The sequence below is a fragment of the Colwellia sp. BRX8-9 genome (assembly GCF_014077245.1).
Classification (GTDB): domain Bacteria; phylum Pseudomonadota; class Gammaproteobacteria; order Enterobacterales; family Alteromonadaceae; genus Colwellia_A.
In genome coordinates this window covers 36,092-59,641 of record NZ_JACGVN010000017.1, presented here as the reverse complement: position 1 = coordinate 59,641, position 23,550 = coordinate 36,092, and the positions used below count along the sequence as shown (strand labels likewise).

General features: G+C 36.7%; 21 protein-coding genes. 9 read left to right on the top strand and 12 right to left on the bottom strand.

Annotated elements, in window-relative coordinates; genetic code table 11:
- The first annotated feature begins 31 nt into the window (after positions 1-31).
- On the top strand, positions 32-745 hold the full coding sequence (rnt, locus tag H4J70_RS14490; protein WP_182216316.1) for a ribonuclease T: 714 nt from the start codon (positions 32-34) through the stop codon (positions 743-745).
- On the opposite strand, the gene H4J70_RS14485 is transcribed toward rnt, so the two are convergent.
- The 3 genes from H4J70_RS14485 to H4J70_RS14475 form a co-directional block, all read right to left on the bottom strand.
- On the bottom strand, positions 742-1,116 hold the full coding sequence (locus tag H4J70_RS14485; RefSeq protein WP_070376461.1) for a hypothetical protein: 375 nt from the start codon (positions 1,114-1,116) through the stop codon (positions 742-744). The genes rnt and H4J70_RS14485 overlap by 4 nt on opposite strands.
- A 920-nt stretch (positions 1,117-2,036) precedes the next feature.
- Complete coding sequence (locus tag H4J70_RS14480) at positions 2,037-2,642, bottom strand: peroxiredoxin (RefSeq protein WP_070376460.1); 606 nt, start codon at positions 2,640-2,642, stop codon at positions 2,037-2,039.
- Between the two features lie 140 nt (positions 2,643-2,782).
- Positions 2,783-3,121 (bottom strand): Grx4 family monothiol glutaredoxin, encoded by a 339-nt coding sequence (locus H4J70_RS14475; RefSeq protein WP_070376459.1) that lies wholly within the window; start codon positions 3,119-3,121, stop codon positions 2,783-2,785.
- Between the two features lie 311 nt (positions 3,122-3,432).
- Here H4J70_RS14475 and sodB point away from each other — a divergent pair, with 311 nt between their 5' ends.
- From sodB to H4J70_RS14455, 4 genes are all read left to right on the top strand, one after another.
- Complete coding sequence (gene sodB / locus H4J70_RS14470; protein WP_182216319.1) at positions 3,433-4,014, top strand: superoxide dismutase [Fe]; 582 nt, start codon at positions 3,433-3,435, stop codon at positions 4,012-4,014.
- 361 nt (positions 4,015-4,375) lie between these two features.
- The gene (locus H4J70_RS14465; RefSeq protein WP_182216320.1) at positions 4,376-6,310 is read left to right on the top strand and encodes a PrkA family serine protein kinase; all 1,935 of its coding nucleotides are present in this window, start codon (positions 4,376-4,378) and stop codon (positions 6,308-6,310) included.
- Positions 6,311-6,355: 45 nt separating this feature from the next.
- Entirely contained in the window at positions 6,356-7,633 is a 1,278-nt protein-coding gene (locus H4J70_RS14460; protein WP_182216322.1) for a YeaH/YhbH family protein, read from the top strand.
- A gap of 26 nt (positions 7,634-7,659) precedes the next feature.
- A complete protein-coding gene (locus H4J70_RS14455; protein WP_182216324.1) occupies positions 7,660-9,153 on the top strand; it encodes a SpoVR family protein in 1,494 nt (497 codons plus the stop codon).
- A 61-nt stretch (positions 9,154-9,214) separates the two neighbouring features.
- Here H4J70_RS14455 and fadR read toward each other — a convergent pair whose 3' ends face one another.
- Positions 9,215-9,925 (bottom strand): fatty acid metabolism transcriptional regulator FadR, encoded by a 711-nt coding sequence (gene fadR, locus H4J70_RS14450; protein WP_182216326.1) that lies wholly within the window; start codon positions 9,923-9,925, stop codon positions 9,215-9,217.
- A gap of 817 nt (positions 9,926-10,742) precedes the next feature.
- On the opposite strand from fadR, the gene nhaB reads away from it, so the two are divergent.
- The 3 genes from nhaB to H4J70_RS14435 all read left to right on the top strand — a co-directional run bounded on the left by nhaB (position 10,743) and on the right by H4J70_RS14435 (position 13,926).
- Positions 10,743-12,317 carry a sodium/proton antiporter NhaB gene (gene nhaB, locus H4J70_RS14445; protein ID WP_182216328.1) on the top strand — a complete coding sequence of 525 codons (1,575 nt, stop codon included), beginning with the start codon at positions 10,743-10,745 and terminating at the stop codon, positions 12,315-12,317.
- 225 nt (positions 12,318-12,542) lie between these two features.
- Positions 12,543-13,061, top strand: coding sequence for a disulfide bond formation protein DsbB (gene dsbB, locus H4J70_RS14440; RefSeq protein ID WP_182216330.1), 519 nt, complete (start codon positions 12,543-12,545; stop codon positions 13,059-13,061).
- 148 nt (positions 13,062-13,209) lie between these two features.
- Positions 13,210-13,926, top strand: a complete 717-nt coding sequence (locus H4J70_RS14435) for a ZIP family metal transporter (protein ID WP_182216331.1) — start codon at positions 13,210-13,212, stop codon at positions 13,924-13,926.
- Positions 13,927-14,019: 93 nt separating this feature from the next.
- Here the strand turns inward: H4J70_RS14435 and H4J70_RS14430 are convergent, their stop codons facing one another.
- From H4J70_RS14430 to H4J70_RS14420, 3 genes are all read right to left on the bottom strand, one after another.
- The gene (locus H4J70_RS14430; RefSeq protein ID WP_182216333.1) at positions 14,020-15,396 is read right to left on the bottom strand and encodes a DASS family sodium-coupled anion symporter; all 1,377 of its coding nucleotides are present in this window, start codon (positions 15,394-15,396) and stop codon (positions 14,020-14,022) included.
- A 45-nt stretch (positions 15,397-15,441) separates the two neighbouring features.
- Positions 15,442-16,455, bottom strand: coding sequence for a beta-N-acetylhexosaminidase (gene nagZ, locus H4J70_RS14425; RefSeq protein WP_182216335.1), 1,014 nt, complete (start codon positions 16,453-16,455; stop codon positions 15,442-15,444).
- Positions 16,456-16,616: 161 nt separating this feature from the next.
- Complete coding sequence (locus H4J70_RS14420; RefSeq protein WP_070376448.1) at positions 16,617-17,237, bottom strand: TetR/AcrR family transcriptional regulator; 621 nt, start codon at positions 17,235-17,237, stop codon at positions 16,617-16,619.
- A gap of 741 nt (positions 17,238-17,978) precedes the next feature.
- Between H4J70_RS14420 and H4J70_RS14415 the strand changes: the two genes are divergently transcribed.
- A complete protein-coding gene (locus H4J70_RS14415) occupies positions 17,979-19,820 on the top strand; it encodes a M2 family metallopeptidase (RefSeq protein ID WP_182251326.1) in 1,842 nt (613 codons plus the stop codon).
- 89 nt (positions 19,821-19,909) lie between these two features.
- Here H4J70_RS14415 and H4J70_RS14410 read toward each other — a convergent pair whose 3' ends face one another.
- The 5 genes from H4J70_RS14410 to H4J70_RS14390 form a co-directional block, all read right to left on the bottom strand.
- A complete protein-coding gene (locus tag H4J70_RS14410; RefSeq protein ID WP_182251325.1) occupies positions 19,910-20,632 on the bottom strand; it encodes a hypothetical protein in 723 nt (240 codons plus the stop codon).
- 311 nt (positions 20,633-20,943) lie between these two features.
- Positions 20,944-21,864 carry a hypothetical protein gene (locus H4J70_RS14405; protein WP_070376445.1) on the bottom strand — a complete coding sequence of 307 codons (921 nt, stop codon included), beginning with the start codon at positions 21,862-21,864 and terminating at the stop codon, positions 20,944-20,946.
- Between the two features lie 63 nt (positions 21,865-21,927).
- Positions 21,928-22,575, bottom strand: a complete 648-nt coding sequence (locus H4J70_RS14400) for a hypothetical protein (protein WP_070376444.1) — start codon at positions 22,573-22,575, stop codon at positions 21,928-21,930.
- An 87-nt stretch (positions 22,576-22,662) separates the two neighbouring features.
- Entirely contained in the window at positions 22,663-23,127 is a 465-nt protein-coding gene (locus tag H4J70_RS14395) for a hypothetical protein (RefSeq protein WP_070376443.1), read from the bottom strand.
- 21 nt (positions 23,128-23,148) lie between these two features.
- Positions 23,149-23,421 carry a DnaJ domain-containing protein gene (locus H4J70_RS14390; protein ID WP_070376442.1) on the bottom strand — a complete coding sequence of 91 codons (273 nt, stop codon included), beginning with the start codon at positions 23,419-23,421 and terminating at the stop codon, positions 23,149-23,151.
- Between the last annotated feature and the right edge of the window lie 129 nt (positions 23,422-23,550).

Genomic DNA, 23,550 nt, shown 5'->3' with positions numbered 1-23,550 from the left:
AATTGAATGCTAACTTAAAAAAGATGTAAACATGAGTATAAATCCTGATACTAAAAATAAGAGTTCTGCTGATAAAAATATTAAAAGTGCTTTTGCACAGCGCTTTAGAGGTTATTTCCCAGTAGTCATCGATGTTGAAACAGCAGGTTTCAATTCACAAACTGATGCTTTACTGGAAATAGCAGCGACAACTTTATCGCTAGATGAAAGTACAGGTCAATTCTCTCTTGATGAAACAATTCACTTTAACGTAGAACCTTTTGAAGGCGCCAATTTAGAGCAAGCGGCATTAGAGTTCACCGGCATAGACCCAACAAACCCATTACGTGGTGCTGTTGATGAACACAAAGCGTTAACAGAGATTTTTAAGTTAATTAGAAAAAAGATGAAAATTGCCGGCTGCCAGCGTGCCGTTATGGTTGCTCATAATTCCGCTTTTGATTTGGGATTTGTCAATGCAGCCGTAGAACGTTGTTTGATAAAGCGATCACCCTTTCATCCTTTTGTTAGCTTTGATACCACAACATTATCTGGTTTAGCGCTTGGACAAACTGTTCTTGCAAAAGCCTGTTTAGCGGCAGGGTTAGACTTCAATAATAGTGAAGCTCATTCGGCATTATACGATACCGAAAAAACCGCTGAACTTTTTTGTTTTATCGTTAATAAATGGCAAAAAATGGGTGGTTGGCCCCTAGCAATAGTCGATGAAGAACAACAAGAGAGTGATACACCGGCAAGCGATTAAAATAATTTAGCTGAGCTACTGCGGTTATTATGTCGGCACAATAGATTTCTAACCGCTAAAACAATCAAAGTGAATGCAAAAAATTGAAAGAGTGAATTTTTGGTGACCATCAGGGTAAATACCCCAATAGCGTTGTAAATATAGGGTAAATATTCATAGAAGAGTTCAGGTATTTTATTTTTTATACCGAGTTTTTTTTGTTTATCGAGTCTTCGACAAGCCGAACGAGTAACTAATGTAACACAAGCAGCACTATAAAATAGCGCCGCAGAAATAAGCATAGGCCATGTCATATTAAAGGTAAGTAAATAACCACTTACAATAAAATACGCGAACGGTAAGTTCTCATAAAGCGTCTTAGGTACAAACAAAACGATTCCAGAAATCAATAAGGTGATAAATTAAGTGTAGGTTGATTTTCAACTTTTGATTGGCTTAATTTTAAACACTGTCACTTTCTATTATTTACCCTCTCAATGAAGCCACCGTCATCCTGATATTAAAATACAACGAGGAAAGACACCGTCATCCTGAACTTGTTTCAGGAGCTAGTGCTTAGATACTGAAATAAATTCAGCATGACGATCTCAAGAGCCAGTTCTTAAATACGTAAATACAACCCACAAAGACACCGTCATCCTGAACTTGTTTCAGGATCTAGTGCTTTAGATACTGAAATAAATTCAGCATGACGATCTCAAGGGCCAGTACTTATATACTTAAGTACTGAAATACTACTCACAAAGACAACGTCATCCTGATATTGAAATACAACTAGCAAAGACACCGTCATCCTGAATTTATTTCAGGATCTAGTGCTTTAGATACTGAAATAAATTCAGCATGACGATCTCAAGGGCCAGTACTTATATACTTAAGTACTGAAATACTACTCACAAAGACAACGTCATCCTGAACTTGTTTCAGGATCTCGTTGTTGACAAAACAAAAAACAGATACTGAAATAAATTCAGTATGACGATCTCAAGAGCCTGTATTTATATACTGAAATACAACTAACAAAGACACCGTCATCCTGAACTTGTTTCAGGATCTCGTTGTTGACAAAACAAAAACAGATACTGAAATAAATTCAGCATGACGGGATTGAACATCGTCACTCTTTGCCATCCTTGGCACCGTGACATACCGTTCTTCCTGAACATCGTCACTCTTTGCCATCCTTGGCACCGTGACATACCGTTCTTCCTGAACATAAAAAAACCGCAATTAAGCGGTTTTTTATTACTTTTAATAATTACATCGGCTAACTAAAGCCTAAGTTATTATATTAAAGCTTGTCAGCATTGTTAGCTAAGTAAGATGCAACGCCTTCAGGAGAAGCAGTCATACCTTTATCACCTTTGTTCCAGCCAGCTGGACAAACTTCGCCGTGCTCTTGGTGGAATTGTAATGCGTCAACCATACGGATCATTTCGTCAACGTCACGACCTAATGGTAAATCATTAATTACTTGATGACGTACATTGCCTTCTTCATCAATTAAGAAAGAACCACGAAATGCAACACCCGCTTCAGGATGTTCAACATCGTACGCTTTACAGATTTCATGTTTTGTATCAGCAACTAAAGTATATTGTACTGGGCCAATACCGCCTTCGTTTACTGGAGTGTTACGCCATGCGTTATGAGAAAATTGTGAATCGATAGAAACACCAATAACTTCAACACCACGGCTTTTGAATTCTTCCATACGGTGATCAAAAGCTAATAACTCAGACGGACAAACAAAAGTAAAATCTAGAGGGTAGAAAAACACTACGGCTTTTTTACCTTTAATTGCTGTCGATAACGTAAAGCTATCAACAATTTCGCCACTACCTAAAACTGCTGCTGCAGTAAAATCTGGTGCTGCACGGCCAACTAATACACTCATTCTATTCTCCAATATTTTTATTAAATTGATTTAAATCATAAAACTGACGTACATCTATTATTGAGACGATAAGGTGATTTTCAACTTATTTTCATCTTTTTTAATAAAAAATTTAACTAACGTCAGTTTCAAAAATGATACTAAGCTTTTTCTTCAGAATTATTTTTTTCTGCAGCTTCTTTGATCAAGGTTTGTAATTCACCTTGTTGGAACATTTCCATAATAATGTCACAACCACCGACTAATTCACCGTCAACCCATAATTGTGGGAATGTTGGCCAATCAGCATACTTTGGTAATTCGGCACGAATATCAGGATTTTGTAAAATATCAACATAAGCAAATTTTTCACCACACTGCATTAGTGCTTGTGATGCTTGTGAAGAAAAGCCACAGCTAGGCAATTTAGGAGAACCTTTCATATAAAGCAAAATAGTGTTTTCAGAAAGTTGTTCTTTGATACGTTCAATAGTTTCCATGGGATACCTCTAATTACGACCGAAAAAACCTCGATCTTTACAATATAAAATTTAATGTTTATTACTTTGATTAATGGAGTCTGACACTAAAATAATCAAGGTAATAAAGACTAAAAAGCACTTATTTAGTAGAATAAACAATAACAGGCTTGATATTTACACTGGCAAAACCTATATAAATGGGTACACTAGTCAGGCTTTAATAATACTTGACTAGTTTACTAGGTTTTAACTGGTTTTTAAATAAAAGCACACAACTTCTTTATTTTTGCGCAAAAATAAATTTGTATAACCCATTTCTGGAGAAACTAATGGCTATTGAATTACCCGCATTACCCTATGCACAAGATGCACTTGTACCACATATTTCAGCTGAAACACTTGAGTTTCACTACGGTAAGCATCACAACACTTATGTTGTAAAGCTTAATGGATTAATTGAAGGTACTGATTTTGAAGGCAAGTCTTTAGAAGACATCGTAAAGACTTCATCAGCAGGCATTTTCAATAATGCAGCACAAATTTGGAATCACACATTCTACTGGAACAGCTTAAGCCCTAACGGCGGCGGTGAACCAACAGGCGCTTTGGCTGATGCAATCAATGCAAGCTTTGGTTCTTTCGCTGAATTTAAAACAAAATTTACTGATAGTGCAATCAACAACTTTGGTTCAAGCTGGACATGGTTAGTGAAAAAAGCAGATGGTAGCCTTGCTATCGTTAACACTTCAAATGCTGCAACACCATTAACTGATGAGAGCGTTACACCGTTATTAACAGTGGATTTATGGGAACATGCTTACTACATTGATTACCGTAATCTTCGTCCAAGCTACATGGCTGGTTTTTGGGCATTAGCTAACTGGGATTTTGCTACGGCAAACTTCGCTTAATTTATATTCATTAAAGATTAATTTATTAACCTTTAAGTAAGAATTTTATTGAAAACCAGAGTACCTACTCTGGTTTTTTTATGCTTAAAATTCAATAAAAGTGTCCTTTTTCTTTTTAATTCAATATAAAAGATTTTTATATTTTCCTCTTTGCTTACAAAAAAATCTCTAATTATTCTCAACCTTAAAAAATACCGTCTAGACTTAATGGTAGACATATTCGTTTCAATGCAAAGTTTAGTGTCTTGTTGGGGCGAATATCGATAGTTTCTCGGTCTTATTTGAATGAGTTAAACAATATCGACTTTGTACTACGGTAAGTTTTTACTCATCTGCAAATTTTTTCCTTATGGAGGCAGTTATGAGTATTTTTCAGCATTATCAATCACGTTACGATGAAGCTAAAGAAGAGAACTTTAGTATTCAAGCATTTTTAGCTATTTGTCAAAAAGACAAACTTGCTTACGCCACCGCTTCTGAGCGCTTATTGAAGGCCATTGGCGAGCCTGAAATGATAGACACCTCAAATGAACCTACCTTAAGCCGTATATTTTCTAATCGGGTAATTGCTCGCTATCCTGCCTTTAAGGAATTTTATGGCATGGAAGAAGCTATAGAGCAGATTGTTGCCTACCTTAAGCATGCTTCACAAGGACTGGAAGAACAGAAACAAATACTCTATTTATTAGGGCCTGTGGGTGGAGGAAAATCATCATTAGCTGAAAAATTAAAAGCATTAATGCAGCAAGAGCCTATCTATGTGCTCAGTGCTAATGGCATAAGAAGCCCGGTAAATGACCACCCTTTTTGTTTATTCGACGCAAATGCAGATGGTAAGATATTAAAAAAAGAATATAAAATACCAGAACGTTATTTAAAGACCATTATGTCGCCTTGGGTGGCTAAAAGGCTGCATGAATATCAAGGTGATATTGCAAAATTTGAGGTGGTTAAGTTATATCCTTCAATTCTTGATCAAATAGCCATTGCAAAAACAGAGCCTGGCGACGATAACAATCAAGATATTTCAGCCCTGGTTGGTAAAGTTGATATTCGACAGTTAGAGCACTTTTCACAAAATGATCCTGATGCCTATAGCTATTCAGGCGCATTGTGTCGAGCGAATCAAGGCATGATGGAATTTGTCGAAATGTTCAAAGCCCCCATTAAAGTATTACATCCGTTGTTAACAGCAACACAAGAAGGTAACTATAATCCAACAGAAGGATTATCAGCCCTGCCCTTTAATGGCATTTTGCTTGCGCATTCTAATGAGTCAGAATGGCAAACCTTTAGAAATAACAAAAACAACGAAGCCTTTTTAGACCGCGTTTATATGGTCAAAGTCCCTTACTGCATGCGTGTTTCTGAAGAAGTAAAAATTTATAAAAAATTACTCGAAAACAGTGAATTAAAAAATGCACATTGTGCCCCAGATACGTTAGAAACCTTAGCGCAGTTTTCTGTACTATCACGTTTAAAAGATCCCGAGAACTCTAGTATTTATTCTAAAATGCGCGTTTATGACGGCGAAAGCTTAAAAGACACCGACCCAAAAGCTAAGTCGTATCAAGAATACCGTGATTATGCGGGCATGGATGAAGGTATGTCTGGGCTATCAACACGTTTTGCTTTTAAAATATTATCACGCGTTTTTAATTTTGATCATTTAGAAGTTGCCGCAAATCCAGTACATTTATTTTATGTACTCGAGCAACAAATTGAACGAGAGCAATTACCCCAAGAAACAGCCGAGCGATATTTAGAGTTCATTAAAGGTTACTTGTCAGCTCAATACATAGAATTTATTGGCAAGGAAATTCAAACGGCTTATTTAGAGTCTTATTCTGAATATGGACAAAATATCTTTGATCGCTATGTCACTTATGCTGATTTTTGGATACAAGACCAAGAGTATCGCGATGCTGAAACTGGACAGCTTTTCGACCGAGAAGCCTTAAATAATGAATTAGAAAAAGTAGAAAAGCCTGCTGGCATTAGTAACCCTAAAGATTTTCGTAATGAAATTGTCAATTTTGTATTACGTGCTAAAGCCAATAACAACGGTAAGAACCCCAACTGGACAAGTTACGAAAAACTGCGCACGGTTATTGAGAAAAAAATGTTCTCGAATACTGAAGATTTATTACCCGTTATTTCGTTTAACACTAAAACATCAAATGACGACCAGCAAAAACATGACGATTTTATAGAACGCATGATGAGTAAAGGTTATACAAAAAAACAAGTGCGGTTACTGTCAGAGTGGTATTTACGGGTAAGAAAGTCTTCTTAACTTGTACTTTATTGTTTTAAAAAGCCAATAAAGTAGGAGGATAATATGGCGAATTTTATTGATAGACGTTTAAATAGCAAAAACAAAAGCACGGTTAATCGCCAGCGCTTTATTAAACGCTATAAAAGCCAAATAAAGAAATCCGTTGAACAAGCGATTAATAAACGCAGTGTTACTGATGTTGATCGTGGTGAAGACATTACCATCACCAAAAAAGATTTATCTGAACCTGTTTTTCATCAGGGCAAAGGGGGTGTTAAAGATAGAGTTCACCCGGGTAATGACCAATTTTCAACCGGCGATCAAATCAAACGCCCTCCACAACAGCAAGGACAAGGTAGCGGTAAAGGTGATGCCAGTAACACTGGTGAGGGAGATGATGATTTTATTTTTTCTATTTCTAAAGATGAATATTTGAACTTACTTTTTGAAGATCTTGAATTGCCAAATTTAGAAAAGAACCAATTGGATACGTTAATTGATTATAAAACTGTTCGCTCGGGTTATTGTGCTGAAGGCGTCCCCTCAAATATAGATATTGTAAAATCGCTACAGGGATCAATAGCAAGACGTATTGCTATGACATCAACCAAGCGTAAAGAGTTAAAACTCCTTGAACTCGCCTTAGCGGCATTAATGGCTGATAAACATGATCATGTCCAAAAAATTAAAGACCTAAACAATCAGATCGACATGCTTAAAGGTAAAATCAGTAAAGTCCCTTTCATTGACACCTTTGATTTACGTTTTAGAAACTATGCAAAACAAGCCCTACCTACATCAAAGGCGGTGATGTTCTGTTTAATGGATGTTTCTGGCTCTATGGACCAAGCCACTAAAGATATTGCCAAACGATTTTATCTCTTATTGTATTTATTTCTCACCCGCACCTATAAAACGATTGATGTGGTCTATATTCGACACCACACGCAAGCAAAAGAGGTTGATGAAGAAGAGTTTTTTTATTCGCAAGAAACCGGCGGCACTATTGCTTCAAGTGCATTAGATTTAATGATTAAAATAATGGATGAGCGTTATAAGGAAAGCGAATGGAATATTTACGCCGCGCAGGCCTCTGATGGAGATAACTGGGCCGATGATTCTCCTCGTTGTCAAAAATTACTCACAGAGCATATTCTACCTAAAGCACGCTACTTTAGTTACATTGAAATATCACAACGACCTCATCAAACACTTTGGCAGCAATATCAAGAAATTGCAGCATATACAGAACATTTTGCAATACAACATATTAAAAGCATTGAAGATATTTATCCTGTTTTTAGAAAGCTTTTCAAGAAAAATCAGAGTAAAGCAGCCTAAGTTAATAACGGCAAAGGAGGCAAATAATGGACAAACGTAAACCCTTAAGTGACCAGTGTGACTGGAACTTTGATTTACTTGATCAATATCAAACTGAAATTGCACGGGTTGCAAAGCATTATCGATTGGAGACTTACGCCAACCAAATTGAAGTGATCACCGCAGAGCAAATGATGGATGCATACGCTAGTGTCGGTATGCCTATTGGATATAACCATTGGACATTTGGTAAAAAATTTATTCAAACAGAGCAAAACTATAAACGTGGTCAAATGGGATTAGCCTACGAAATTGTTATCAATTCTGATCCTTGTATTTCATATTTAATGGAAGAGAATTCTATGACCATGCAAGCACTCGTTATGGCACATGCTTGTTACGGACATAATTCTTTTTTTAAAGGTAATTATTTATTCCAAACCTGGACTGATGCGAGCTCAATAATTGACTACTTATTGTTTGCTAAAAACTACATTAGCGAATGTGAACAAAAATTTGGCATTAGTGAGGTTGAATCATGCTTAGATGCTTGTCATGCATTAATGAATCACGGTGTTGACCGCTACAAACGTCCACAAAAGATATCATTAGAGGAAGAGTTACAACGTCAAAATGACCGTGAAGCATATTTACAATCGCAGGTGAATACATTATGGCGAACATTACCGAAAAACAAAGATGATGCTAAGGATAAGAAACCGACATTTCCAAATGAACCGCAAGAAAACATTTTATATTTCATTGAAAAATATGCGCCCTTACTAAAACCATGGCAAAGAGAAATTGTACGCATTGTTCGAAAAATCTCGCAATACTTTTATCCGCAAAAACAAACACAAGTCATGAACGAGGGCTGGGCCTGCTTTTGGCATTACACACTGCTAAACCATTTATATGATGAAGGTCTAGTCACCGATAAGTTCATGATGGAATTTTTACATAACCATACCAATGTTGTCGCACAACCCAATTACAACAGTCCTCATTATTCTGGTATTAATCCTTATGCGTTAGGCTTTAATATGTTTATAGATATTAGAAGAATATGTGAACACCCAACAGAAGAAGATAAACGATGGTTTCCAGAAATAGCCAATAGTAATTGGTTAGATACTTTACATTTTGCCATGAAAAATTTCAAAGATGAAAGCTTCATTAGTCAATATTTATCACCAAAACTAATGCGCGATTTCAAGTTATTTTATTTACACGATGATGAAAAAGAAAATTTTATTGACGTGGCAGCTATTCACAATGAAAGTGGCTACAAAAAAGTAAGAAGCGCGTTATCTGAACAGTATAATTTGAGTAATCTAGAGGTTAATATTCAGGTAACAAATGCTGATGTTGATGGTGACCGATCGCTAACATTGAAATATACACCACACCAAAATGTTCCGCTAGACGATTCAAAAGATGAAGTGATGAAACATTTATATACCTTATGGCAATTTGACGTGCGGTTAGTACAGAACAATGAAGAGGAGGATGAAGAAGTTATTGCACAATATCCAGAATGAGAGAGCAGTGAAGATAATTAAAAGGCAAGTTAACCCTTGCCTTTTAATCACTATAGATAATTTATTCAGATAGCTCTTTTAATACGTCATCTTTAAGTTCTAGCCAAAGCTTACCTGACTCGATACCATATTTACGTACGGCAAATATAGACTCATCAAACTTATCTTCGCTAGCTAATTCAATTAATTTCTTATAATAGACTCGAGATATCTCACGACCTTTAGGATGAGAAAAATATAAAGTACCTAGACGAGAATATAAGCCTCTAAAGCCATTTAAGATTAATAAATAGATAGAATTTCCAGAGGCAACCACCAACTCTTTATTTAATCGATAATCAAACTCGGCAAAGGCTTCTCCGTTATCTTCTACATCTTCATAAGCTTTAATGAGCTCAATCACTTTTTCAGCATTATTTTTAATCGCGCCACGAATATAAATGGCGCTAATATTTGTCCGAGCTGACATTAAATTGTCAACCAGATCAGGTATGCCTTCTTGATCGAGTTGAGCCAAGGTTTCAAGAATATTTAAACTAGAGGTTTCCCAAAAGTTATTCACTTTGGTGGGTTTACCGTGCTTAATAGTCAACCAGCCATCTCGTGCTAAGCGCTGTAAAACTTCACGTAATGTTGTACGCGTAACACCAATGAGTTCAGATAACTCTCGTTCAGCCGGAAGTATAGAACCGGGGGGGAAACCACCGTTCCAAATAGACTCAACAATATATTGCTCTGCAAACCCTGCTGGGCTATGTGCTTTGATAACCATACTGCTCCACACAATATCTTAATCTTAAAATTTTAACTGATTGTACCAGAACATCTATTTGGCACAAGCGGATAAATTCGACGTTACTGTCAACGTTGGTCACTTATGTGGATACTCAGTGGCAACCTCACACTATATTTTGTGAAAAACAACAGAGTTAACCCCTGTTTATTAGCGGCTGTAGAGAGATAAGCCTTTAATTTATGAATAATAAATAATTTTATTTGTAGATAAAGTCAGTAAGTCAAAATGAAATTTACTATTTTATTTTTAAGTCAATACTGAACTAGCGTCTAAAAAACTATTAATATTTAAAGCTAATGCCTAATAAGAAGCGATGAGTTAAGTCACGAAAGCACCCCCTAATAAATTTTTATCTTATTAAAGTACTTATTATGCATAAACATCGATTAACTCAATAATTTAGCAATATTAACATGCTATATTCTGCGAAATAGCATGACAAATCTAGAATTAGCTTACTCATTGTGAATTTATAGCTCAATCGATGGTGTTTAACGCGGGGCTAAAGTGTGTATTTATAAAGGCAATATTTAATTTAATACTGCAGAGTCGAAGCATTTCAAGCAAAACGGCAATTCAATAAATATCACTGCGGCTAAGTTATTAAATAATATAAAGGACTCATGCCTTATATTCTCAGAAGAAAAGGCCACGATTACGCTATAAAGATAGATTATTTACAAGCTTTTCAATGGTACTTAAACTACTATGCATTTTTTATCAAAATAACAGAAACAAGATCCATTCAAGGCGAGACACAATTCGTCATATACTTAAAATAAACAGGTCAATTATGCAACAATCCTTCATGAGTGCATTTTATAAAAACTTTCTTGGCAACTCGCCTGAGTGGTACAAGCTGGCAATTATCTCATTCTTAGTGATTAACCCTATCCTCTTTTTCTATGTTGACCCCTATATTGCAGGTTGGGCATTAGTCATAGAGTTTATATTCACTTTAGCAATGGCATTAAAATGTTACCCGCTGCAACCCGGCGGTTTATTAACGATTGAAGCTATTGCCATAGGGATGACTTCACCCGCTCATGTAAAACATGAATTAATGATTAACTTCGAAGTACTTCTGCTGCTGATTTTTATGGTTGCTGGAATATATTTCATGAAGAGTTTGTTGCTCTTTTTGTTCACGAAAATAGTCACTAAGATCCGTTCAAAAATAGTGGTGTCATTATTATTCTGTTTTTCAGGGGCATTTTTATCAGCATTTTTAGATGCATTAACCGTCATTGCGGTAATAATCAGCGTTGGCCTAGGTTTTTATTCTGTCTATCATAAAGCTGCCTCTATAGGTGAAGACCATCCCCATGACAATCCCGATGATGATGATATAAAAAGCGATTTACAAAGCTTTAGAGGATATTTACGTAACCTATTGATGCACGCAGGTGTTGGTACAGCTTTAGGTGGTGTATGCACTATCGTGGGCGAACCACAAAATTTGATTATTGGTCAGCAAGCCGGTTGGGATTTCATTGAATTCACCATTCGGATGTCACCCGTTACTATTCCTGTATTTGTTTCAGGTTTAATCACATGTGCTTTATTAGAAAAGTTCAAATGGTTTGGTTATGGTTTTGCCCTGCCAGAAAATGTTTATCAAATATTACGTGACTTCGACATTGAAGAAAGTAAAAAACGCAATAAAAGTGATAATGTAAAATTAGTCGTGCAAGGATTAATCGCCGTTTGGTTGATTGTTGGTTTAGCATTACATTTAGCGCCAGTTGGCTTAATTGGTTTATCCGTTATTATACTTGCAACGGTTTTCACAGGTGTAACTGAAGAACATCAAATTGGTCATGCTTTTGAAGAAGCATTACCTTTTACCGCGCTATTAGTGGTTTTTTTGTCCATCGTTGCCGTTATTGTTGACCAACAATTATTTACGCCCGTCATCACTTGGGTATTAACTTTTGAAGGTAACATGCAATTAGTCATGTTTTATTTAGCTAATGGCCTATTATCTATGGTCAGTGACAACGTATTTGTTGGCACGGTATACATTACTGAAATTGAAAAAGCACTTTCTTCAGGAATAATAAGCCGTGACCAATTTGATTTACTTGCTGTTGCTATTAACACAGGCACTAACTTGCCGAGTGTTGCTACGCCAAATGGCCAAGCTGCGTTTTTATTCCTATTAACTTCAGCGCTTGCTCCCTTAGTTAGATTGTCATATGGCCGTATGGTTATTATGGCTTTCCCTTATACTATCGTATTGACCATTATTGGTTTACTTGCTATTTCTTCAGGTCATTTGGAGCAATCGACACAAGATTTTTATGAATCGGGTTTAATTCAGCATCACATGACTGAAGGTGGGGCGTCATCTTCACAAGAACACTAAAGTTAACATATAGTAGTTTTACTGTTAACTTGTATCAATAAAGCGCCCTTATGGCGCTTTATTTATACTAATGATAAAAGTCATTTTTGTGCAACAAACTAAGTGCTAGCAACTATCACGCTAATGCCACTATCACATCAATTTAAGTGTCAATATGTGATGATGTCTATAGTTAACTAGATAACAATCTAAAATAACAACATTGAACATGATTAAGGAAAACTTTTGAAATTTTTAAGTGATTTATCGGTAAACACTCGCGCTTGGCAATTACTTAGCCTAACCGTTTTTGGTTTAGAATTATCGGCTCTTTATTTTCAATACGTAATGGGCTTAGCTCCTTGCATTATGTGTATTTACCAACGTACAGCACTATGGGGAATATTCTTTGCTGGCATAGTTGGCAGCATGGGCAATAAAAATACTCTCTTACGCTCAGTCGCATTGACACTCTGGGGTGTTAGCGCTATATGGGGGTTATTGATTGCCATTGAGCACGTTGAAATTCAATCAGCTACATTATCATTTCTCTATAGTTGTGAGTTTGTACCTAACTTCCCAAGTTGGGCCCCTTTACACAAATGGTTACCTTCTTTGTTTGAAGCAACAGGAGATTGTGGTGACATAAATTGGCAATTCTTCGGTTATACTATGCCACAAATGATGATTGTTGTTTTTGGTGGTTTTACTGCTGCGCTAGTGGTAATTGTATTAGCTCAACTGATCAATAAAAAATCACTGTGATCATTTAAAATGTCGATTTACTCGCTGCTTTTAATAAAGGGTCACAGAACACAGTAGTCAAATTATAAGGCCTTTAATGGCCTAACTAATCTCATTGTATTAAACAATAGCCTCACAATGGGGCACTTACTGCTTAAGTGATAAAATCATGTCTATATTACTCACTGTTATCGTATCAACATTTCTTGCTGGTTTGGCTATGCCACTTGGTGCTGCCCTTGCCTGCTTCGAAAAAATTGGCAATGACTGGCTTGAACAAGAGCTCAGACATAGCGTTATGGCTTTTGGTGGCGGAGCGCTGTTGTCGGCAGTTGCCTTAGTATTAGTACCTGAAGGAATGGGAAATCTTGATATATTACCCGCATGCATTTGGTTTATTGTTGGCGGGCTTAGCTTTATGGCACTAGATATTTATCTTAAAAAAATAGATACACCTGCCAGTCAACTAGCAGCAATGCTTGCTGATTTCATTCCAGAATCAATAGCACTTGGAGCAGCATTCGCAACAGGAAGTAGTAGTGCATATTTGCTAGCTGGTTTAATTGCCTTACAAAACTTACCTGAAGGATTTAGCGCTTATCGTGAGTTAAGTGCATCTTCAAGTTATAAACCGCAAAAAATTATCATGGTCTTTGCTTTAATGGCAATACTTGGGCCTATCGCCGCAGTTTCTGGCTATTTATGGCTATCTGAGTCCCCCAAGATTATTGGCGCGGTTATGCTTTTCGCTTCAGGCGGAATTCTTTATTCAATATTTCAAGATTTGGCACCACAAGTAAAATTAGAAAATCATTGGGCTCCACCGATGGGCGCTGTGTTAGGCTTTACTCTTGGCATGTTGGGGCTAATGTTAACGGCAGCATAAATCATAATGGCGTTATAATAGAAGCATAATTTGCCATTACATTTATGCTAGGTAATTAAGATAAAGGGGCTAAAATTTAGCCCCTTATTTTTGTTATAACAAAAATAAATAGCAAACAATTGCTATTAAACAAGACAAGATAAAACTTAATATTGCCCCTTCTTTCACCATATCTTTAATTTCAAGTTCACCAGTACCATAAGCAATTGCATTAGGCGCAGTAGCAACAGGCAGCATAAAAGCGCAACTCGCGCACATAGCGGCGGGCACCATTAATACCATAGGATCGTAACCAGCAGAGGTGGCAACGACAGCCAAAATAGGCATAAGTAAGGTTGCTGTCGCGGTGTTACTGGTAATTTCTGTGAGGTAAGTAACCACTAAACAAATTGTCAGTATCATCACAATTACCGGTAAATTAGCCAACGAAGACAGCCATTCGCCTAGTATCTGGCTTAAACCTGATTCAACAAACCCTTTAGCAATGGCAATACCGCCAGCAAATAACAGCAACATTCCCCAGGGTATTGATTTAGCAGTGTCCCAATCAAGCAGGCGCGAGCCCTTACCATTAGGGATTAAAAACATTAACACCACGGCAAATAAAGCGACGGTGCTGTCACCCGCAATTTGAACATTTAATAGGTCACTCCAGCCACCAAAGGGCTCTGAGCGAGTGATCCATGCGAGTGCTGTAAGGCCAAAAACCCACAGTGTTCTTTTTTCTTCACTTCGCCATTCGCCTTGCGCGGGTAACTTTATTTCATGGTCGAGTTTTACCTTTCTTGTTAGCCAGAATGCCATAATAGGTAAAGCGATTAACACTATCGGGACGCCTATTTTCATCCATGATAAAAACCCAAATTCTCGGCCAGTATTTTCTTCATATATGCCCATAAAAATAACATTGGGTGGTGTACCAATAGGGGTACCAATACCGCCAACCGACGCAGCATAGGCAATACCTAAAATTAAAGCGACTTTAAGTTCTTTGTTATCTACATGAGTAAGTATAGCTAATGCAATCGGCAGCATAATTAACGTCGTTGCGGTATTTGAAATCCACATACTTAATAAAGCAGACGCTAACATAAAACCAAAGACTAATCGCCGCCCACTTGATACGCCAACTAACTTAACCATGTAAACAGCAAGTCTTTGGTGTGCTCCACTTTTCTCTATCGCTTTAGAGAGCATAAATGCCCCCATTAACAATAAAATAACGTGACTACCTAATGATGAAGCTACTGTTTTATGATCAACAACCCCCAGTAGTGGCAGCAAAGCAAAAGGGACTAAAGATGTTGCAGGAATGGGGATCGCTTCACTAACCCACCAAATAACGGTGAGTAATGTTATTGCCGCCGCAGTTGCGGGTTTTTCTGCTAAGCCTAACCAAAGTAGCAAAAAGTAAAAACCAAAGGCTAGTGCGGGTGCTAAGACAATAAAACTTTGTTTAGTTAACTTCATTTAACTCTCTATTTTTATTATTTTTAAGAGGACGATAAAATTATTTTATAAGTATTCGGCTAATGCTTGTCGAGCATGTTGCCAATGAGTATTCGCCTTTAACTCACTGAGCCCACTCGTAGACGTTTTCAATAAACGTAATAAGCGCTGATTACTTTTTTCATCAATAGTGATATTGGCATGGTCAATGACATCTATACAGCTATCTCGGTTATTACACAGTAATAGCATGTCGCAACCTGCTTGTTGAGCTGCTTCAGCACGTTCAACATAACCACCAACACATGCAGCACCTTCCATCGATAAATCATCACTGAAAATAACTCCACTAAAACCAAGTTGCTTACGCAAAATATCTTTGAGCCAGTAAGGAGAAAAACCGACAGCTTCGCGGTCAACGTCAGGGAAAATAACGTGGGCAGGCATTAATGCATCGACCTTATTGCTATTAATTAACGTTTTAAAAGGTAACATATCAACAGCGAATATTTCATCACGTGAACGAGAGTCAATAGGTAAAGCAAGGTGAGAATCAGCTTCAACACTGCCATGACCAGGAAAATGCTTACCCGTAGCTTTCATACCAACCAAATGTAAGCCATCGACAAAAGCACTAGCGAGTTGACAAACAATTTCTGGATTTTTATGAAAAGCTCTATCGCCAATAACAGCACTAATATCGTTAATATCAAGAATAGGTGCAAAACTGATATCAATACCGACGGCTTGAACTTCTAATGCCATTAATATCGCACTTTGTTTAGCCAGCTCTTGCGCCACACTAATATTTTCTTCGGCAAAGTGCCAAATCTTACCCATTGCCGGAATAAGAGAGAAGCCATCACGAAATCGCTGAACTCGACCACCTTCATGGTCAACGGCAATAATCAATGGCTTTTTAGCGGCACGGCGGATATCAGCAGTCAATTCTGCTATTTGTTCAGGGGATTCATAATTACGAGTAAATAAAATTAACCCGCCAACAAGAGGATGTTGCAGAAGCTCTTTGTCTTCTGCCGTTAAAGATGTGCCAAGCACATCTAGCATAATAGGACCCATATACACACTTTGAAGATGATAAGTTTTTGATGTTGCTACTTTACCTAAATCAATAGTAATTACAAAGGCTGATATTGATATATAACGGTGATACCTGAAAATTATCGCTGACAGATCGAAGTATCACGGATATATCATATCAAAATGATAAAAGAGTAAGATTAAAGTAAAGGAGCAGCAACACCTGCGGCGACATAAGGGATAACTTGTTTAATCACGCCGGCAATGTCCATATTACGATCAAAATCACTTTTAGCGATATCAATTAAAGCATCACTCGAAGACATGGTAAAAACCACTGTGCCCATAGTGAAGTGCAAACGCCAAAACATTTCTTCAGCAGTAAGCTCTGGATAAGCTTTTTGCACCGCTTTAACAAAGTTATTAATAACGCCGGGGTATTGTGTAGTTAAGAACCAACGCAAAAAGCCTTGGCTATCGCTATAACCTCGTCCTAATAATTGTAAAAAATTACTGGTACCATTTTCTTTAAATTCATTTAATGATAACAAGGGTTCAATAAAAGCTGAAAACACTTCAAGTAAGGTTAAATCATCTTGTTCGCATATATTCACTAGCGATAATTCTAAACGAGGTGAAAGCTCGTTCATATAACGAGACATTACTGATTTTATTAACTCTTTTTTAGAGCCAAAATGGTAATTTACTGCGGCTAAATTAACTTCTGCTTGGCTAGTAATTTCTCTTAATGATGTACCATTAAAACCTTGCGTTGCGAATAATTTTTCTGCTGCATCTAAAATTTTGTTTTTTGTACTCATGTGCCAACGGTACCTCTTACCTGCGCCCTAAATGAAAATATTCATCATTAATTAAGCCTAGTTTAAACAAGCGTTTGAAATAACGCAACAATGAATATACAAATCAATGAATTTACATTTAAATTCAACAAGATAGCCTTTATTTTGGTATGACCGCCTCCTCTATTACCTATTCACAGCCAGATGAATATGGCAACGATCACAATACAGACCAAACGTTGTTATATTCGTAAAAAACGCAACGTAGACCTTTACGCTTTATTGAAGAGAATATTGAAGCGTACAAAGTACTGGAGATGACGATCAGTTCAGTCCAAGAATAAAAGTTAAGCCCTAGCATTAAATTCTACGTTTATAAGCCTAATTTAACCTTAATCACATTCGCTAAGGTTAAGTTTTACACACTGAAAGTAAAGAGCATAATATGGCGATATAAAGCACTCAACGTAAAAGTGTTTAGTGCTTTTTATCGAAACAACTAAAACGCTTAGATACGTTGATACTTCCCTACTGGTTTATCTGATTTAATCTACATAGGTGATCTTTAATCTCGACTTTTATTTAACGTTAATCGCGTTAACGTTTGCCCGTTAATTACCTAGTAAGATAATGGTCAAACTTACTTAATCACAGAGTATTGTAAAAGTTTGATCAGTTTTTGCGGTCAAAGCTTTAAGCTGACTAGACAATTTTATATACTGGCGATTCATTATCTATTAATAATAAAAATATAAGACTGTTATGATAAAACTATTCAAACAAACAAGCGTAGCCTTGTGTGTATTGGCCTCACTTACTGCATGTAATGATGAAAATTCTACACAAACTGAACAAGCACAAACGCAAGTAGCTCCAGCATTAACAGCAAAAGATGCGAATGTATTTCTTAACGCTACCGAAAAAGAATTAATCGCTCTAGGTATTGAGGGGAGCCGCGCCGAATGGATTTATTCAAATTTTATTACCGATGATACAGCCGCCCTATCTGCGGCAGCAAACCAAAAATCAACAGAAGCTGGTGTTCGTTTCGCTATGGCAGCGGCTAAATTTGACGATGTCGATGTTACAGATACACAACGTAGAAAATTAAATACCTTAAAGCAAAGCTTAGTTATGCCAGCGCCACAAGATTCTGAAAAGTCAGCTGAACTGGCAAAAATTGGCTCTGAACTTGGCGGCATGTACGGTAAAGGAACATACACGACCCAAGCTGGAAAAAAATTAAGCTTGGGTGAAATGACTTCGACGATGGCAACATCACGTGATTACGACGAATTGCTAGAAATGTGGCAAGGCTGGCGAACAATTAGTCCAGAGATGAAACCTTTATTTGTTCGTCAATCTGAATTAGGCAATGAGGGTGCACAAGGGCTAGGCTACAAAGACTTAGGCGCCATGTGGCGTTCAAACTACGATATGCCTGCTGACGATTTCGCTAAAGAACTTGACCGTTTATGGGGACAAGTAAAGCCCTTGTACGATGACCTTCACTGCTATGTTCGCAGCGAACTAGGCAAAACCTATGGAGAAGATAAGGTAGCACAAGACCAACCTATTCCCGCTCATTTGTTGGGTAATATGTGGGCACAATCATGGGGGAATATCTATGAGTTAGTTGCTCCTGAAAATGCAGATCCAGGTTATGATGTTACCGAGCAGTTAGCTGCAAATAACTATGACGAAATTAAAATGGTTGCAGGGGCTGAAACCTTTTTTACATCTTTAGGGTTCGAAGCATTACCTGAAACATTCTGGACGCGATCATTATTTACTAAACCAGCAGACCGCGATGTTGTTTGTCATGCTTCCGCTTGGGATCTTGATGCAAAAGATGATATTCGCATTAAAATGTGTATTCAAAAAACCGGCGAAGAGTTCAACGTTATTCACCACGAACTTGGTCATAATTTCTATCAGCGCGCTTACCAAGATCAACCCGTTTATTTTCAAAATAGTGCCAACGATGGTTTTCATGAAGCGATTGGTGACACCATTGCACTTTCAGTAACACCTAAATACTTGAAAGAAATTGGCTTAATCGACACTATCCCTGACGAATCAAAAGATATTGGTTTATTAATGAAAATGGCGTTAGAGAAAATAGCCTTCATCCCCTTTGGCTTAATGGTTGATCAATGGCGTTGGAAAGTCTATTCAGGAGAAATTACACCAGAGAATTACAATACAGCTTGGTGGGAATTACGTCAAAAGTATCAAGGCATTGCTGCACCCGTAGCTCGTGAAGTTGATGCATTTGACCCCGGTGCGAAATACCATGTGCCTGGTGGCGTACCTTACAGTCGATATTTCTTAGCGCATATTCAACAATTTGAGTTTCATAAAGCGCTTTGTGAAATATCAGGTAATACCGATGCCATTCATCGCTGTTCAATTTACAACTCTAAGGCTGCCGGTAAAGCACTTAATACCATGTTAGAAATGGGCTCTAGTCAGCCTTGGCAAGAAGCTTATAAAGTGTTGACTGGGAGTAAACAAATGGACGCAACCGCAGTACTCGATTACTTTGCTCCTTTACAAGTCTGGTTAAAAGAGAAGAACAAAGGCAAGCAATGTGGTTTCTAATCTTTTAATGCCATTATAATTTTTTATGACAAAAGCCTGATAATTGACTTATCAGGCTTTTTTATTGGGGAGAATGGGAACTAAAATAATTACTTAAAGTATTGGATGACTTCATAGGTAACATTTAACAACGTCGCTTGCTTGATTTTTATTTCAGCGCCTTTGAAATTAAATAGGATATGCGCACCTTCTTTATTTTGTATAGAAAAATCTTGGCTAAAAGTCGCTTTAGCCATGTTTGATGAGTATTCAGCATAGTTAAAGTTAATTTTACCGTTTGATAATCCTTTATAAGAGAGTGTTTTTCTGAAATAGCCTTTCTCAGGGGTCTTACTGTTATCGCTAAAAATATTATAAGGGATATTTAAAGTAACACTTTCATCGCCAGCAAAAGTTCCCAATTCAAAATACCCATCTTTGTTTTCATCAAATAAACAAAATTTAACCAAACCATCATCATATTCAGCGTCATTAAAACAAGCGGCATTGCCTCCTGAGCGACTCATGCCTAACAAGGTGGTTTTTCCTTTGCTTAATCCTGGGTGTTCATCGTAAATAAACTTAATATGAGTAAGTAAACTAACAGACTGCGTTTTTTGTTCTAAGTAGCTACCTGACACTTTAGTTAATAAGTTATCACCTATGTCTACTGTAAATTCATCGGCTAACTCAGGGCTGTTCTTTTTAGCATTAACCACTATCGCGTCACTAGACAAGTTCTGATAAACAGGTAAAGAAGAACAAGCACTCACTATTACACTACCAGCAACCCAACAAAAAACAGGTAAAAAACGCCTCTTTATTCTATTCATCCATAACCCTTTATCCAAAAATAATAATATGATGAGTAAGGTAGCTTAAACCTAAACTTTACGTCAACCAATCTGTACAAGTAATTGCCTTAGATATATTTTATCAACACAGAAAGTAATATTTCAACCGACAGGTCTAAACTTAATAAAGGGAAGGTTTAATTGTATTAACAAAAACTAAAAAAAAGCGCTAATAATGAATAGCATTGAAAATTTTATCTGGAGTTGAGTTATCACAAAGAAATAACCGCACTAGTGCACGGTTATTTAACAAGTTATCGCTTACTTTTAAGTATTGGTTAATACTTTTATTATTGCCCTTCAGGTCTTAAATAAGCCAAATCATCTTCATCGTCAGCATGAAAGTCATAGCCACCGTCAAAGTCGCCATTGAGCTCATTAGCAACAGTGATAGGCAATTCTAATATCTCCTGAATATAAATAGAGAGATTTTCCTGTTGATCAATAATGCCCTTAAGTTCAGTGAACGTTAATAACTTTATATCTTGCAGGTAACCTTTAGTTAAAACTGATAATTGTTCAGTAAAACTGGCAATACAAGTATCGACTTTAGTCAGTAGGGCCTGTTTATCTGTTTTGGTCAGGTAAGTATTCAACTGCTCGTACAAACTTGTAGTAAAAACTTTTTTATCACTATCAATAAGTAATAATGCAATGGCGGTGTTTAGAAATTTTTGTAATTCAAACAACAATACCTCTTCATCATCGTCAACAAGTAAACTGGTTGCACAATAATCTGTGGCAATGCTTTTATAAACTTGTAATAACTTGGCACTTTTATACCCTTCATTAACTAACGCTGTATGCATTACTCTGATATCAGTTGTATCATTGATGGCTAAAGCGTAACGGCGAATAGATATTTCTTCGAAGTATGAAGGGGATATTGTTTTTAATTGAGCATACTTTGCCCAGCCTGCCCGAAAGCAATAAACAACACCTTGGCTTTTTAAAATTTCTTTTGCCTTATCTGTGTCGTTATCACAAAGGTCTAACAAACCTAAATTACTCATTCCCAGAACAATTTCACAGCCTTTTTTAATTTGATCAGCATAAATTATTGATAGATTATCAGACGCTATTCTCAAAGACATATCAGATAACTGTTGCTTGGTTTTATGCATAAATTCAGGCGTAAAAAAACCTTCACTTTCGCCGTCTCTTAATACTAAAAGTAAAAACGGATAATTTCTTAACTCTGCAATGTTCATTGATGAATTCCAATCAATTAAAGCGGTTATTATAAGCTAAATAAATACGGTGGCAGTTTAGCGTTAAAGAGGCGCAAACATATCGTCGGTATCCATTTCTACAGCAGTCACTCTTTGTTTATTTGCATTTTGCTTTAATGCATTCTCTATATTATCGAGTGTGCCATTGGTACTAACCGTCATTACTTCACGATAAGCTTCTTCGCTTAAGGATTTTATTTTCATTAATAATTCTTCAATACTACCAGAGGTTTGTTCTTCATCTTCTTCAATTTCTGAAAAATCATGGCCGATGAATGGTAAAGACAAGTATAAAAGACCAAAGTCGTCTTCAACTATCGCCGTTAATACTTCTCGTTGTTTTTCTTCATCATCAGAAGAAAGAAATATTTGCGTTAACAAACTATGCGCTTCTGTTTGTGCACAAAAGACGTGGTCTTCATCAATATTTTGCCAGTAAGATGGTTCAACATTTAAGAGTTGTTTTATTGACTCAGCATCCATTAACCATGTGGCAATAGAGGGAATGGTGGCATCGTGCTCTCTGACAATTTTTGCTACCGTTAAAATATCCATCTCGGTTAACACTGCCAGCATTTTTTCGTCGCCGTGCTCAGAGGCAATAGCCTCTAATGAAGTGCCTGCACGTCTACCGCTGTGTTGTGCTTGTTCTATAATATCGCTAGCTAGAATTAATGCATTTTTTGTCAAGTTGATTCCTTAAAACTTATATTTATTTGTCGATTATTTCGGTTTTTAATGGTGAGTTAAACTTAATTACACTCTTATTGATTAAGCTTAGTAGTTCTCATCATAATCATTAGATTCATCGTCATCATCGACTTGAGCGTAATCATCTTCTTCGGCTTTTAAGGGCGTTGCATCATAACCATTATAGAAATGAATCAGCAAAACAGCTTTTTTCAAGTCGTCTTCAGCATGCGCCATTATTTCAGTAATACATGCTCGAGCATCAGCATGAACGCCGACAAAAGGCTTAACGTCAGCCCACTCTGGTTCATCGTTAAGCTCGATTGTCGATAAATTTTTACTATCGATTCTTACCTTAGTTGAGATAGCCATCGCCAACTGATCAACCATGCCATTAAATAATAAAGGCATTTGCTTTAATTGTTCAAACAAATTTGATAAATAATTTGATAATAGATCAGGATTTTCTGGATCCGATAATGAATTCATATTCTCTAAATACATAGAGAAATCATCCGTTAAATATTCTGGTAAGTTAGTTTGGGATTGCATACAAATCTCCTAGTAAAAAGGCTAATTCTGCGCTTGATTAAAAGCACTTTGCCAAAAAGAATCAGCAATTTCTCGCGGATCGGTTATTACCGTATAGTTACTTTTTAAATATAATGACCGTTTTTTTGGATCAGAAATAACATCATATGCTTTTTGAATAAGTTGAAACTTTTCTTTGGCTTCAACATTATCATTTCTATCTGGGTGATATTTATTGGCAAGTTTTCGATAAGCTTTTTTAATTTCGATGGTGGTTGACACCCTACTCACGCCTAACTGTTCAAAATAATCCATAAAATTTCAACTACCTTTAGCAAGACAACATAAAAATGACTGTTGACACAATTGGCGCAATTTTACCTTCGCTATTACATAATTAACATCATTATGTTTGCTTATTTTTCGTTTATATTAAGGTATAGA